The organism is Butyrivibrio sp. MC2013, assembly GCF_000424585.1.
GTDB lineage: Bacteria > Bacillota > Clostridia > Lachnospirales > Lachnospiraceae > Butyrivibrio.
Window position 1 is genome coordinate 109,150 of record NZ_AUKE01000012.1, and the last position, 15,218, is coordinate 124,367.

The following is a 15,218-nucleotide window of genomic DNA, read 5'->3' on the forward strand; positions in this document are numbered from 1 at the left end:
AATAGGAGGTATGATACTTTGAAGACAAAAGCAGTAAGAATGTACGGAGAAATGGATCTGCGACTTGAGGAGTTTGAACTCCCCGAGATCGGTGATGACGAAATCCTTGCAAAGATTGTATCAGACAGCATCTGCATGTCTACTTACAAGCTTGCTAAGCAGGGCAAAAAGCACAAGAGAGCCCCTCAGGATATCGATGTCAATCCTATCATTACTGGCCACGAATTCGCAGGTGTTATCGTTAAAGTAGGCAAGAAATGGCAGGATCAGTTCAAACCCGGAATGCGCTTTGCACAGCAGCCTGCGCTTAATTATAAGGGCAGCATGGCTTCTCCCGGATACTCCTACATGTATTACGGCGGCGATACTGAGTATTGTATCTTCCCTCATGAGACCATGGAGTGCAATGCACTCATGCCTTTCGACGGAGACAGCTTCTACAAGGCTTCTCTCGGTGAGCCTCTTAGCTGTTCCATAGGTGCTTTTCATGCTCAGTATCATACCAGCCGACATGATTATCAGCACATAATGGGACCTAAAGAAGGTGGCAACATGATCATCATGGGCGGTTGCGGACCTATGGGTCTTGGCGCTATCGGTTATGGAATTGCAGGTCCTTATAAGATCGGCAAGATTGTTGTTACTGATATCGACGATGCTAAGATTGCAAGAGCCAAGGAAGTAATGCCCGTTGAATTTGCAGCTGAGCATGGCGTAGAACTCGTATATGTCAACACTGCAAAGATGGAGGATCCCAAGCAGGGTCTCCTGGATATTACGGACGGTCACGGATATGATGATGTTCTCATTTATATTCCCGTACCTTCAGTTTGCGAGCTTGCAAACTCTGTAATGGCCTTTGACGGATGCCTAAGCTTCTTCTCAGGTCCCTCCGATAAGAACTTCTCTGCTACCATCAATCTTTATGATTGTCATTACAATGCTACTCATATCATGGGTACAACAGGCGGAACCAATGAAGACCTGATCGAAGCCAATGAGCTTATCGCCAGTGGCAAGATCGATCCTTCCGTAATGGTAACCCATGTCGGTGGAATTGATTCTATTGCAGAGACCACTCTCCACCTTCCCGAGATCCCCGGTGGCAAGAAGCTGGCATATACACAGTTTGATATGCCTATGACTGCTATTGATGATTTCGGTAAGCTTGCTGAGAAGGATCCTTTCTTCAAGGAACTGGATGAGTGCTGCAAAGCTCATAAAGGTCTTTGGAATCCTGAAGCAGAGAAAATGATCCTCACACACTTCGGTGTTGAGATCTGATAGTCTTGATGTATAGGCTGAATTGCCTTATCAGATAAGCCACGGCAGGCTTCAATGTGCCTGCCGTGACATTTGTTGGATCTGTTATTACCTTCATTGGTTACAATAATAGATTAACCAACTACTTTCCCTTTATTTTTTTGCCTATGAAATACCCAGTCGTTGCCTGCCCCGTACCGACTGGGTATTTCACATTAATTATTTATCTGTACTTATCCGCTTTTTTACTCGTAGCTTATCGCTAATCAGATCTTCTTATGAATTTAATCTATTTATTATATCTTCAATTGCGGATTTTTCTTTGCCGGCAAACTGAACAATAGCTCTAAGCGGCATATACTTAAGCATAGCCTCTATCATCTGATTTGATATCGCTCCTTCATCATTATCACTACTCTCCTCTCCTTGCCCTCCAAAGCCTTCTTTCAGAGCATCCAGCACATCCTTGATCCTCTCCATTTTGTCCGGCCTTTCCATCAGATCTCCAAAGGTTGAGTTCTGAGTGAAGCGATAAGGGATCTCAACAGTAGAATCTATGTGGACCTGCGCAGTTAATGCAATATCTCTTGAAGAACGAGCTGCTTCAATCAGATATTCACCGGTGAGCACATGAAAATCTCCTATTATGTCATTCCAATATGCAAAAGCTCTTTTTGTCAAGTCAAAAGATACTTCCTTACTTTCGCCGGGCATAAGCTCAACTTTGGTAAACGCTCTCAGTTCCCTAACAGGCCTTACTATTCCAGGGTCCTTTTGCCCCACATATATCTGAACTACCTCTTTGCCTTTTATTTTGCCAATATTTTTGACCTTGAGACTTATGTGCACGGTTTCCGTATCCTTCATGCTGCTCTTATCGATCACAAGATCCGAGTATTCAAACTCAGTGTAGGACAAGCCATAGCCAAAAGGAAAAAGTACATCCATTTTCTTTTTGTCATAGTATCTATATCCCACAAATATATCTTCCCTGTAATCCACATGGTCACCATCCAGACCAAATGTCAGTGCAGTCGGGTTATCCTCACACCTAATGGGGAAGCTCTCTGCAAGCTTGCCACTGGGATTGACATCGCCAAAGAGTATGTCATATTCTGCTTCTCCTGTAGCTTCCCCTGCAAGATATGCTTCTAGGATAGCGTCTACTTCTGATACCCAAGGCATCTCTACAGGCGAACCGTTATGGAGTACTACCGCGCATCTTATTCCCTCTTTGCACAGTCTCTCTATAAGATCATTTTGGCACTGTGGTAGCTTCATGGTAAACCTGTCATAGGCCTCAGATTCATATTTATCAGGAAGACCTGCAAATACAAGTGCAATATCAGCTTCTTTGGCAGACCTAAGAGCATCTTCAAGAAGAGAAGGATCTGTCTCCTCCTGTCCATCTCTAAATCCCAAGGAAAAGCTTATATCAGGATCATCCTTTAAAAGATCCATAAACGAAACAACATTATCTGTGTTTATATGAGCTGAACCGCCGCCTTGATAACGTGCTTTTTGTGCGTAGCAGCCTATAACCGCAATTTTCATTCCTCTTATCAAAGGCAGCGTATTAGCTTTGTTCTTTAAAAGGACCATTCCCTGGCCCGCAAGCTTTCTAGCCTCTTCATGGTCAGCTTTTCTGTCAAACACAAGGCCTTTTTGTTTATTTTCTACGTATCTCATCACTATACGAAGAACATTTTCGGCCGCTTTATCTACCAGTTTTTCGTCAAGCTCATCATTTTGAACAGCTTCGATGATACTCCTGTCTCCAACTCCACCTGAGGAAGGCATTTCCAGATCCAGGCCTCCTGCAACTCCGTATACTCTGTCATTTACAGCACCCCAATCACTTACTACCAGTCCATCAAAGCCCCACTCTTTTCTAAGGACTTCGTTAAGAAGCCAGTTATTCTCACAGGAATAACATCCGTTTATTCGGTTGTAGGATCCCATCACAGTCCAAGGTTTGGAATCTTTGACCATCTCTTCAAAGGAAGCAAGATAGATTTCTCTAAGCGCTCTCATACTGACTTTTGAATCAGCGCTCATCCTGCGATGTTCCTGGTTATTAGCAGCGAAATGTTTGGGGCTGGTGCCTACTCCCCTTGCCTGTACAGCCTTTACATATGCTGCTCCCAGTTTTGATGATAAAGTAGGATCTTCTGAGTAGTATTCAAAGTTTCTACCGCAAAGAGGGCTCCTTTTTATATTCATAGCAGGTCCCAGTATGACCCCTACATCTTCTGCAAGACATTCCTTTGCAAGAGTATCTCCCAGCTTTGCCAGTGCATCTATGTCAAAGGATGCTGCATTAAGGACTCCTGCAGGAAAACACACTGCTTTAATGGATTCGTTCACCCCAAGATGATCCCCATGCTCATCCTGCTTTCTAAGGCCTACAGGCCCATCTGATACCATCATCCTGGGGATCCCCAGTCTCTCAATTGCCTTTGTATGCCAGAAATCATCTCCCGACAAGAGTGATGCTTTCTCTTCCAAAGTCATTTGCGATACAAGCTCTTCGATCCTACTCTCTTCCATTTCTTTTCGCTCCCTTTTCTGCTTATTTGATATCAAACACGCTTCTGAGCCGAATTGAATCTGTATTGCCTGATAATATCTTTATCCGTCTTTGGCCCTTATCCATATCAAAATAATTATCTGACAGGATCAGATCTTCATTTTCATTTTGTATCTCAATACCTCTTGCATAGGCTGCCGATTCAACTATTATCTCGTCATTATCAAGATATGCTTTTAGCTGAGGATCCCTATATTTATAATATTTTGGCAGTGAAAAGATCACGGAACCCGAAGATACTATCACTCCATCCTCATCTTCAAGCTCATAGCTTACGTAATTTTCAAATTCATCCACATCCTGCATTTGGATTTTATCCATCCATACAGAGCTAAGAGCAGGAACTACTATTTCTTTTGTCCCCTTTGCCTCAGGGTGGGCGCTTATGTAAGCAGTATCTTCTTCTCCGTCTGTCCTCATCAGCTTCCAGCTGGCCCTGACCACTCTATCCTGCATAGTCTCATTGGATATGCAGAGTCTGATAGATTTATTAAAGCTTCCCGGATACTCATTAAGGGCATATGAAGAATTGATCCTGCCCTCTTCTTCACATGAGATCATTAGCGGAGCAAAAGCTCTTTTTTCTGAGTAATGAAGAGCTTTTAATCTCCCTGAATAGTCAATACTGGACCAGGATGATACGGGCCAGCAGTCATTGAGCTGCCACACAACAGCCCCCATACACTCTCCCCTGTATCTTCTGAAATGTTCTATGCCATATCTGATCGCATCAGCTTGAAGCATATGGGATGCATAGAGGATGGTATCAAAATCTGTGGGATACCTGTAGGTCTGCTGCATATAATTCATTATTTTGCCGTTAGCCTGGCCATTTCTTTGATGTCTTTCGAAAACATAAGAGAATATATTTCTGTCTGCCGGATCATCAGTTATGAGATCCACTGTTTTTCTCATAGGGAAGGACTGGAAACCAAACTCTGACAGAAATCTGAATTTAAACTTTCTAAACTCTGTAAAAGGTTTATTTCCATGCCAGACATCCCAATAATGCTGGTCACCTCGTGTTTCCGACGAGGGCTCATCAAAGGCTCCTCCTGACGAAGGACTTGAAGGCCAGTATGCAACGTTCTCTGCCAGCTCCTTTACCATATCCGGAAGGATCTTCTCATACATGATGGTATAATCCCTGACCTCTGATTCATCATGTACCCAAAGCCTTCCTTTTACAAACTGCTCCATTTCATTATTTCCGCAAAATAAACCAAGTGAAGCATGATTCCTAAGTCTCTTTATATTTTGCGTAAATTCTTCTCTTATATTGGCTTCGAATTCGCTATCAAGGTGATATACTGCGCATGCAAACATCATATCCTGCCATACTACAAGACCAAGCTCATCACAGATGTCAAAAAAATAATCGTCCGGATAATAACCACCGCCCCATACTCTGATGCAGTTATAGTTTGCAAAAACAGCCTTTTCTAAAAGCCTTCTTGTTGTATTTTCATTTACTCTCCCAAGAAGATGATCCTCAGGGATATAATCTGCTCCCATTGCAAATATTGGAGTTCCATTTACTCTGATGGCAAAATCTTTTGCCTTTTGGCCTTTTTTGCAGGACAGGTCTATGGTTCTAAGGCCTATCTTCTCTTCTGTGCTGTCTATAAGATCCGAGCCTGAATACAGACTCATTTTGACAGTATAAAGAGGCTGCCTGCCATAGCCATTTGGCCACCAAAGCCTGGGAAAATCAATCTTTAGGGGGCCTATTTCTTTTTTATCAGACAGCCTTAGTCCTACCAGTCCATCTGCCCTATTCATAGACGAAAGGATATTATCCACTTTTCTAAATAGCGTGTTCTCTTTGTGATCTATTATCTTTTTCCCTTCAGGATCATATATTTCCAACTTGAACGCAAGTTCTTTTATTTTTTCATCATAATCCCCAAGGCTTTCGCATTTTAGCAGGATCTCAGGCTTAATATACAGACGGATTTCATTTTGGCTGCTGAGCTTTTTGTGGTCCTGCCTGATTTTTACTGACTCTATTCTTGCCTTTTCAGCTCCGATCAGATATATAGGCCTGTATATACCTCCGTCCGGAAGGTGCGCTCCCCAGTCCCAGCCAAAGCTGCAATGGGCCTTTCTGATATGAGGAAAGCCCGGCATGGCATCCTCAGAACCGCCTATTGGGTCTTTTTCCTGCTGCTCCCTTATATATCGTGTAGGTGAAAAGATAGTTACACTAAGATGGTTCTCACCGCCCCTAACAGCCCCTGTAACATCGAATTCATATGCTCTATGCATATTCTTAGTCTGGCCCAGTTTTCTGCCATTTAGGGCGATCTCGGCTATGGTATCCAGACCCTCAAACCTTAATATCTGAAGTGGCTTGTCGAGAAGCTGTTTGTCTGCTACAAAACTGCATTCATAAAGATAATCATTATCCATCAGAGCAAGTGCAGCATCCTCATTATCCTTCCAAAAGGGATCTTCCATTTCTCCCGCTCTTAACAGATCTGTATATATACTGCCTGGAATCTTGGCGTTTATTGCTTTCTTTCCACCCTGCTCTCCCATTATTCTAAGAGTCCAATTATCACATATCTTCTGCTTAAGCATTTCCCCTCCTCGTTGCAAAAAAGGGCTCATATCAAATATGAACCCTTTATCAATGTCTTTCTCTTAATGACAGACTATCTCATATCCTCCGGCAAATTCTCCGCCTATAGCCAATGAATTACCATATTCTCTTTCTTCCAGGTTTCCACTAAAGCCCTCACCATCTGTCCTTCCATACCATGGCTCTATGCATACAAATGGTGCATTGAGGCCTGCAGGCGACCAGAGGCCGTATACAGGTGTATGGAAATTAACTGTGACGATCTCTTTTTTGTTGCTATCGCATAAAGCCACAGACTGTGTTTGGGACTTTTCGACTATATATGCATCTCTATCAAACATATCTGAAGTCATCCTAAGATAGCCTTCATCCAGCTCAGCAGTGTATGTCTTATTTTCTACTGTTCCATCTGCTCCTAGCAGCTTATATTCCAGGCTATCAACGCCGTCAATATATAGATACGCACCGCTTCCCAGAGTATTATCTCCGTCATCTCCCGCAGGGATATTAAATGCGGGATGACCACCTATGGAGAAATAAAGGGTATCATCACCGGTATTATATACATTCCAATATGTCAAAATGCTGTTTTCTTCCAACGAATAGCTGATATTCAACTCAAAATCGAAGGGATAGATTTCCTTATCCTCTTCTGTTGGTTCATATGAAAAGATCACATGGTCATTACTTACATCAATTACTTCAAACTCCCTGTCCCTTGCAAATCCATGCTGACCCATACTATATATTTTATCTTTGTATTTATACTGTTTGCCTATCACATTACCTACTAAAGGAAAAAGAACCGGTGCATGCCTTTTCCAATATTTGGCATCTCCATTCCAAATATATTCAGTATGCGTTTCCTTGTTAGTAGCTCGTATAAGCTCTGCTCCCTTGCTGTCGATCTCCAGCCTTAATAGATCATTTTCCAGTATTGTGATTCCCATGTCTCCTCCTAAATATATAATAAAGGCCCCTATTTCAGGAGCCTTGTAAACAGCCGCATATAACTATGACAGTCCGTAAATCATCCTATAGCTCTCTTCTTATGTAAATTTACCATGAGATCCTTTACATCCCTGTCACATCTTTTTCTTATCAAAAGAGGCTTGTACCTCTCAATCCATTCAGCATAGGCTTCAACTGTCAATTCCGCTGGCAGCACAATTCCTAGCTCTTTTCTGATTTCCATAGCATATGATCTTTGTCTGAGAGTTGCCTGCATGATATCCTCCTTCCAAAACTGTATAAAGCCCTTGCTCCAACTGGTATATCGGCAACTCTGAACATATATTTATAGTTTTTGTATATATCAATATGATTATAACTATCTTTTTTATTATTATAACGATAAAGAGAAGACTTGTCTCCCCTTTCAAGTCTTCTCTTTACATTTTTCCTGATATACAGGCATTATATTGTGTTTTGTATTATCCAAAATTTAATGTTCTGTTAGGTCCTGATCCAAGCATTTTCTCTATGGCAGCGTCCATAAAATCGTCAGTCCCCTTTTTTCTTCTGACTGCAGACTTTTTCTTCTCTTCTCTTAATGCTGCAGTATCCTGACTCTGTATATGCTCTATACGCGGCATTGCATGGACTTTTCTGCCATTCTCAATAGGTCTTAGATCCTCATATCTTGATGGATAATACTCTTCTGTGTCCGTGATCTCAATGGATCTTATCAGTATTTCTTTGATCTTGGTTGTTGCTCCCCGTTTATGATCCTTGGAGTATTCGGCATACCAGTTCTCTGCCTTAGACTCTCTTCCCAGGGATAATGACCTGTTCTTTGTTACTATCTGATGAAGTCCCGGATTAACCTTTCCTATGCAGATATAATCATGATTATCTATATAATACTCAATAGCTCTGGTAATAAGTCTGCATTTATTCTTGTTCTGAGGAGCATCAAGCCAGGATGTAAGTATATGATCCTCTTCCCCGAGCCAAAAACTTATCTTCATATGATTCCTCCACGCAAAGCTATCATTGACTCCAATTTTCTCCCTTAAACAGCTTCGCTTTGCTTCTTAACTTCATAGAGACACAGTCTGTACATGCCCATAGCTACTGCAAATACCGGAGGAACCTCTTTGCCATTCATCTCTGACTCAATAAGTCTGACATTAATGTAGTTGTTATTCTTTTCAATATACTCTTTTATGATCGGATAGTACACGCTGCCGGTACCGCCTACTATGATTATCTGCTTTACATCCAAAAGATCATTGAACTTACTCTCAAGGTGGTCGATAAGGCCGTTGCATTTCTCTTCTATCACTGCATTCCTGATGTCTTCAAGAGGAGCCTCTTCTACCTTGCCATCCTTATTCTTATATCTGACAATCTCCTTCTTCTCGATCAGTTTCTCTATATTATAGGAATGTATATCAGACCTGTTATAAGGCGCTGCCTGCAGCTGGCTTGCTACTTCTATATTTACATTATGCATCGCATAATCAATATTGCTCTCTCCATCCTCTACTGAAAGAGCCTCCGAAAGCTCAAACATTCCAACTGTTCTGTATCCGCCATCAATTATGATCGCAGGAAGCATATTATCATCGGGAGCCATGGTATTACCTTCGTTGTCGATCAGCTCTCCAAGCATTGCAACTACAACCTGTGAGCTAACTATAAGCTGACCATCTTTGAATGCCAGATTAATCTCATATTCTCCCCAGATTGTTTCGATTGAAAAACTGCTGGGTTTTAAAAGAACATTCTTAACACTTGCCCATTCATCCATTGCATCATTAGGAAGCGCTACTGCTACTGCAAATACAAGATCCTGATATTTCTTGTCTATGCTCTTGTCTCTCAGGTCACTTTTCTTCACGAATTCGTTATATTCATCAATATCAAATTCGTCTCCGTGCTCCTTTGAGTATCTAATAAGTGCATAACCTATCGCAGTCCAGATTCCTACTTCAAACTCCTGAGTTGTAAACCTTGTCTCGAGTTCTGTGTCTGCTGTTTCCTTCTTGTTCTGTATTTCCTGATAATTCTTATTTGACAGGAGCTTTCTGGCATTGGGGCCCACAAAGAAGCTCTCGCCCTCAATATAATGGGATAAAATAAAGTCTTCATCCCTCTTTACAGATAAAAGGTTATCTTCTTTTGTTCTTACTACGTCCTTGGCCAGAGAATATTGTTCTCCATTTACCACCACCTTAAAAGCATCAAATCCCGGATCGACTGCAATGATCATGACTTTCTTTTTTGCCATTTTGATTACCTCTCCTATTCAAATTCAAATCATTATATTTGATTATATTTATAATAAATATTTGCTTTGCTTTCTTTTATTGTAGCATTTATACAACTTCTGTCAACAAGTAAATTTGATTTATCTATCCTTTATATCACCCTTTTCTACAGGAAATATAACGAAACAATCACCCCTTTATAACCCCTTTGTACTCCATCTATAATGCTATTACCACCTTTTTGTACTCCCTTTGTCATGCTTTTATGATCCTTCTTGTCTTTCATCATTATCCATTTGCCCAGCATTGTGCCCTGTTTAAAATAATTGAAGATCTATTATTAGTATCTGTATGATTATTGCTTTATATTTGCATAATTATATTGGTTATATTTGTTTATGATTTGTATATATTTCTTTTCGACGGATTTGTTTTTGGTTTATTCTCTTGCCAATCATTTTTATAAACCGCTATTTTAAGCCGTTTCTTTTTAATATAACCAACTTTATCACACATATTACCTTTATTGATAAGACAAAATCAATATTTGCTTTATGATTAATCCTTTTAAATACAAATGCATATATTCGTTTATAAAATTTGATCTCAGTCATAAAAATAAGAGCAATCAGCCTGGTATACAGACTTGGTCGCTCTTTGTTTTTCCATTTATCCTCAATTTGTCATTAGATCAGAATGATTATTTGCTAAATAATCCAAATAATCCCTTCTTACGAGCAAGCTGCTGGGTAAGCTGCTCTATCTCTTCCTCTTTTTCCTTTAGCTTTGCTCTTTCTATTTCCAGCTCTTTCTCTACAGATCCCACCTTTTTAAGCGCTTCTTCTTTTTCTGTCTTCTCTCTTTTTAGGCTGTCATTTACGCTATTTACTTCTTTTGTGAGCTCTTCCAGGCTCTTCTCCTTCTCCTCAAGCTGAGCCTGAAGCTCTTTGTTTGGAAGCAGATTATTGCTGATAGCATCATTAAGCATTGGCCTGATAGCTTCCAAGAGACTTTCATAGCTCTTCTGGATATTTGCTGCCAGGTTTTCATTTTGCTTGTTCTGCGCTTTCAAAACGGCTTCCAGCATCTGTCTCTGTATCTGCATCTGATCCCCTACAAGTATAGGGGACTTCTCATTCATAAAATGCTTTATAGTCGTATCATAGGTAGCGCCGTTTTTGTTCTTATATTCTATAATAGTACGTAAACGCTCTATGTCATTCCTCGAGAACATCCTATGGCCGCCGGGAGATTTCTGGATAGTCATTCCGGGAATCTTTTCAAACTGCGGCATATAATTTCTCAGACTCTGAGCATTCTCATGTAATTCATCTGCCACCTGCTGCATACCGTAAATATGCGCATCAGGGCCATTGGAATCATCCAGTATCTCGATCTTGTCCGGCTCGATCACAGAGCCGTTATCCAAATCAATTGCCATGGTTTTTCCTCTTTTGTCTTGATATTTATTTCTTAAACTGCTTATAGCCTTTATTGATATTTGTTTTAATTATAACACCCCCTAGCTTATATCAACAAGAAATTATGAAATAAATCTATATAAATTGATAATGTTTATTTTTATTAATAGCAAATATTTGCAAATCAATTCAAAATCAAAGCACATTAATATTGCCAAATGCAAATCTTTATTATTGATTTATATCTGTTTTTTCGAGAAAAGTAACTCTACGGCAAATCTGTAAAAGCGTGTCACTGACTTCAAACCTAGCTATATCAAGACTTTGAGCATATTTACTTTTGATTTGCCGGCCGCAGCAAGCTTTTTAGTGGAAAATTTTGGAGTTTCTTGCATTATATAACAGCCCTGGGATCCTTCTTTGATCACCGGACTGTTATGCCTTCAGGATGAAATAAAAACACTTCTCTTAATAATCAAAATAATATATCTGATTATTAAGAGAAGTGAGAGAGTACGCTTTAAACTCTGATCAATTTGCAAGGAATTCCTTTTCAATGCTTTCAAAATCATATTGATTTTCCATGAAGCTGTCTTTTTTGGACGTTCTGGTTCCGCTTGACTTGGGTCTGTCATAATCCTTTTTGATGGCATCAATCATCCAGCCCACTGTATTATCAATACCTCCCTGAAGAGAAGCAATATCCCAAGCCTTGGCGACTCTGTCCACATCATAAGCAGCAGCCTCTGCAATAGCCCTAATATCCTTGGCATTAAGATTTGCACCGGAGAGGATATCCCTAATCTCAAACATTCTATCCATTTTTTCATCTTCGGTAAGTCCCGTAAGAGTGGGAGAGGACTTTTCAACGGTACCTTCTCTGTCTACAACCGTGAATATAATCTGATGGACTTTACCTCCACGTCCTCTCTTAACAGTGTCATATGAAACTGTAATTCCTGTCATTGGGCTTTGGTTTATCTCATTGACAGCAACCTCTATGACGTATTTCTTAAAGTCTCTCCAGCTCTCATAATGCTTTTCAGGAGATTTCTCAACAGCCTTTTCATAGTCAGGGCTCTCACTTCCTTTTAGAAATCTCTGTACTACGTCCAGCTCAGCATTTACAACACCAAGCTCTAGCTTAAGCTCAGCAATAGAGTAGGAGATATGCTTTGATTTATAGACTTCAGACTTCAATAGCTCATATAGACGAAAGGAATACACAGATTTAAAAGAGAGCATAGTGGTAAGAGATAGTCTTGTGAACTTACTCTTTAGATTTACAATATAATCCTTCATATACGGGTTATAATATATCCTGAGCTTTGAATCCTCATATGAAGCTCTTATGATGAAGGAATAATAGTCAAATTTGTTCTTGCTGGGATCCTTGGCGCCAATAGATCGACTGGTCATGCCTTGCGCAGCAGCATCCAGCTGATCATAAAAGGAGCCGGATTTGGAGCCAAGCAACTTTCTTATTGTATTAGCAGGGATTTCCGAAACCAAAACTCCGTTACTCTCCTGATGGAGATTATCCAGATCGGCAAATGATATTGCCAAAAGCTTATTTTCCAGGAGAGAACTGTTATATTTCGCACTGATAAGAAAATTACTCTTACTGTAATCATCATTAGGGATCAGCTTTGCAACTTCCTTGGCGTTTTCAATATTATCCTTTTTCACTCCAAATTCCCCTCTCAAACCCCAATTTATACCACAAAATCAAATATATTATAGCAGTTGATTTAAAATAATACCACATATTTCTCCACATAATAGTAAAAATACCTGCATATAGAGCCAAAGATGTGGAAGTTTTCGGGGTAATAGTCAAAAAGATGTGGAATAATTTGGAGTTTGATATTTAAAAGAAGTGGAAAATATTGGAGATAGAACATAAACTTGTGGAAGATTATGGAGTCATTACGAAAATAGCGTATTTAAAGCCTTTTCCGATGTAAAAATAGTCTTTATGGTGGAATAGGATGGAGTTGAAATTACTATTTTTAGCCAAAGATGTGGAAGATTTTGGAGTATATGACCAGGGAGCTCTAAAAATTTCCTCAAAAAGCGATTTTTTTCCCATTTTCCTCCACAAGTAACTCTTTTTTCTCCCACAAAAAGCACCTTTTTCCTCCACAAGTTGCCATAAAAGGAGACTACAGAATATTCCACAAATTACTCTGTAGGATTCCACAAATTACTCCAGCCTATTCCACAAGCTTCTCCAAAATACTCCACCAAAAAACGTCAGACATATGGAAAATACAGCATTTACATAAAGATAAAATAAATAAACAAATGTTGTTAATAAAATAATAAAACAACAACAAAGTTGTATGAGATTAAAATCGGGCAAAAATAGCAGCTGCAGAGATATAGACTTTTACAGGAATAAAAGATCCGGAAAAAGTCTGACAATCAAATGAAATTGAAAACATTAACAGAATATCAGAAATAATTGCTACAAAGAAGATAAAGCTATACAATTAGTATTGGATAATTCTGTACATAAAAAAACAAAAGGAAAAGTCATGGAAATAAGAGATAAGATTTTTTCAGAAGTAAATATGTACAAAAGGCTAAAAAAAGCAGCAAAAGCCGAAGAACTGACGAATTTTGAAAAAGCTATAGATTATGCCAAAACAATGCATAACGGTATGAAGAGAAAATCCAATCGTTATCGTAAAGGAACAGAAGTTCCATATATTGCACATCCTCTGATGATGGCTTGTCATGCTCATGCTCTCGGGATTAAAGATGATACAGTACTATCTGTAATAATGCTTCATGATGTATGTGAAGAATGTGATATAACACCTGAACAACTACCTTTTCCCAAGGAGATAACAGAAGAAGTCAAAAGACTTACCAAAAAAGAAGGACAGGAAACATCAGAATATTACAGAATAATAGGAGAGAGTTCCACGGCATCCATTGTCAAAGCTTTGGACAGAGTAAACAATGTATCAACAATGGCTAGCTCATTTCCAAAATATAAAGAGCTCGAATATATTGAAGAAACCGAGAAGTATGTCTATCCGCTTCTTGATAAGATAAAAATAGAATACACAGATTACAGCGATGCCGTATTTGTCATTAAATATCATTTAAGAGCATTACTTGAAACCAGTAAATGCCTGATAATAGGTGAAAATATCAATTAATTATAATGGGAGGAATATCATGGCAGACAGACCCCACTCAAGACAAAAAGGTTCGTCTCAGGGAAGCGGACATGTAAGTAAGAGTGACAACGCAGCAGGATATGGCAAAACAGGAAATACTTCAGGACTTCATACTTCGCCATCATCATCTCAATATAATAAGGCTCCTGTAGCGCAGCAGAGAACAGGAGGCAGAAGAGGATCAATAATGCCTCTTCTTATTGTAGCAGTTATTGTATTTTTGTATTTTTCCAGATCCATGGGATCAGTAGATACAGGAAGCTCAAACCAGTCTGTTACATCAAGCTCCGGTAGTAGTCAGACATCTATTTTTGGAGGATTATCCGGCAGCAATTATCAGACTCCCAGCATGTCAAACAGTGGAAACGGATGGATGACAACAAACTCATCTGCTTACAATGACAGCTCCATGTCCCAGGTAGACAGAAACATCGATCCATCAGCCAGAGAGAAATATGTACAGCTTAAGGGCTCGGGAGAGGATACTGTTACAATAATGGTCTACATGTGCGGAGCAGATCTGGAATCCAGAAGCGGCATGGCAACATCAGACCTTAATGAAATGGCTGCAGCCAATCTTTCGGATAAAGTAAACCTCATAGTGGAAACCGGCGGAGCCAGGAAATGGAATAACTCTGTAGTATCTTCAAAGACAAATCAGAGGTGGCAGGTAGTAAAGGGTGGTCTTAAATCACTGGACAATAACGTAGGATCTAAAGCAATGACAGACCCTGAGACCCTTGTAGACTTTATTAAATTTGCATCATCTAATTATCCTGCTGACAGATATATGCTGATCTTCTGGGATCATGGCGGCGGTTCAGTGTCCGGATACGGATATGATGAGCTCTTTCCCGGAAGCACCATGACCATAGATGAGATATCATCAGCACTAAAGAAGACAGGAATAAAGTATGATTTTGTAGGATTTGATGCATGCCTTATGGCAGG

12 protein-coding genes are annotated in these 15,218 nt (G+C 39.8%); 3 read left to right on the top strand and 9 right to left on the bottom strand.

Translation table 11 applies throughout. From position 1 onward, the window contains the following. Positions 1-18 precede the first annotated feature (18 nt). Complete coding sequence (locus G636_RS0108770; RefSeq protein WP_026507749.1) at positions 19-1,284, top strand: zinc-binding dehydrogenase; 1,266 nt, start codon at positions 19-21, stop codon at positions 1,282-1,284. Between the two features lie 255 nt (positions 1,285-1,539). Here the strand turns inward: G636_RS0108770 and G636_RS0108775 are convergent, their stop codons facing one another. The 9 genes from G636_RS0108775 to G636_RS20300 form a co-directional block, all read right to left on the bottom strand. Further along, positions 1,540-3,813, bottom strand: coding sequence for a glycoside hydrolase family 3 C-terminal domain-containing protein (locus tag G636_RS0108775; protein ID WP_026507750.1), 2,274 nt, complete (start codon positions 3,811-3,813; stop codon positions 1,540-1,542). A 22-nt stretch (positions 3,814-3,835) separates the two neighbouring features. Then, positions 3,836-6,436, bottom strand: coding sequence for a beta-mannosidase (locus G636_RS0108780; protein ID WP_026507751.1), 2,601 nt, complete (start codon positions 6,434-6,436; stop codon positions 3,836-3,838). 63 nt (positions 6,437-6,499) lie between these two features. Beyond that, complete coding sequence (locus G636_RS0108785) at positions 6,500-7,387, bottom strand: aldose 1-epimerase family protein (protein ID WP_026507752.1); 888 nt, start codon at positions 7,385-7,387, stop codon at positions 6,500-6,502. A gap of 80 nt (positions 7,388-7,467) precedes the next feature. After that, complete coding sequence (locus tag G636_RS0108790) at positions 7,468-7,665, bottom strand: hypothetical protein (RefSeq protein WP_026507753.1); 198 nt, start codon at positions 7,663-7,665, stop codon at positions 7,468-7,470. A gap of 205 nt (positions 7,666-7,870) precedes the next feature. Continuing rightward, the gene (locus G636_RS0108795) at positions 7,871-8,407 is read right to left on the bottom strand and encodes a hypothetical protein (protein WP_026507754.1); all 537 of its coding nucleotides are present in this window, start codon (positions 8,405-8,407) and stop codon (positions 7,871-7,873) included. A gap of 44 nt (positions 8,408-8,451) precedes the next feature. Continuing rightward, positions 8,452-9,672: a hypothetical protein gene (locus tag G636_RS0108800; protein ID WP_026507755.1), complete on the bottom strand. Its 1,221-nt coding sequence runs from the start codon at positions 9,670-9,672 to the stop codon at positions 8,452-8,454. A gap of 680 nt (positions 9,673-10,352) precedes the next feature. Next, positions 10,353-11,093 carry a MerR family transcriptional regulator gene (locus tag G636_RS0108810; protein WP_026507756.1) on the bottom strand — a complete coding sequence of 247 codons (741 nt, stop codon included), beginning with the start codon at positions 11,091-11,093 and terminating at the stop codon, positions 10,353-10,355. Between the two features lie 511 nt (positions 11,094-11,604). Beyond that, positions 11,605-12,762 (bottom strand): replication initiation protein, encoded by a 1,158-nt coding sequence (locus G636_RS0108815; protein ID WP_026507757.1) that lies wholly within the window; start codon positions 12,760-12,762, stop codon positions 11,605-11,607. A 229-nt stretch (positions 12,763-12,991) separates the two neighbouring features. Then, the gene (locus tag G636_RS20300; RefSeq protein ID WP_155832359.1) at positions 12,992-13,276 is read right to left on the bottom strand and encodes a hypothetical protein; all 285 of its coding nucleotides are present in this window, start codon (positions 13,274-13,276) and stop codon (positions 12,992-12,994) included. A gap of 298 nt (positions 13,277-13,574) precedes the next feature. Here G636_RS20300 and G636_RS0108825 point away from each other — a divergent pair, with 298 nt between their 5' ends. Together G636_RS0108825 and G636_RS0108830 are read left to right on the top strand one after the other, a co-directional pair. Continuing rightward, entirely contained in the window at positions 13,575-14,246 is a 672-nt protein-coding gene (locus G636_RS0108825) for a hypothetical protein (protein ID WP_196803065.1), read from the top strand. A 19-nt stretch (positions 14,247-14,265) separates the two neighbouring features. Beyond that, on the top strand, positions 14,266-15,218 hold a 953-nt coding region (locus tag G636_RS0108830; protein WP_026507759.1), incomplete at its 3' end, for a clostripain-related cysteine peptidase.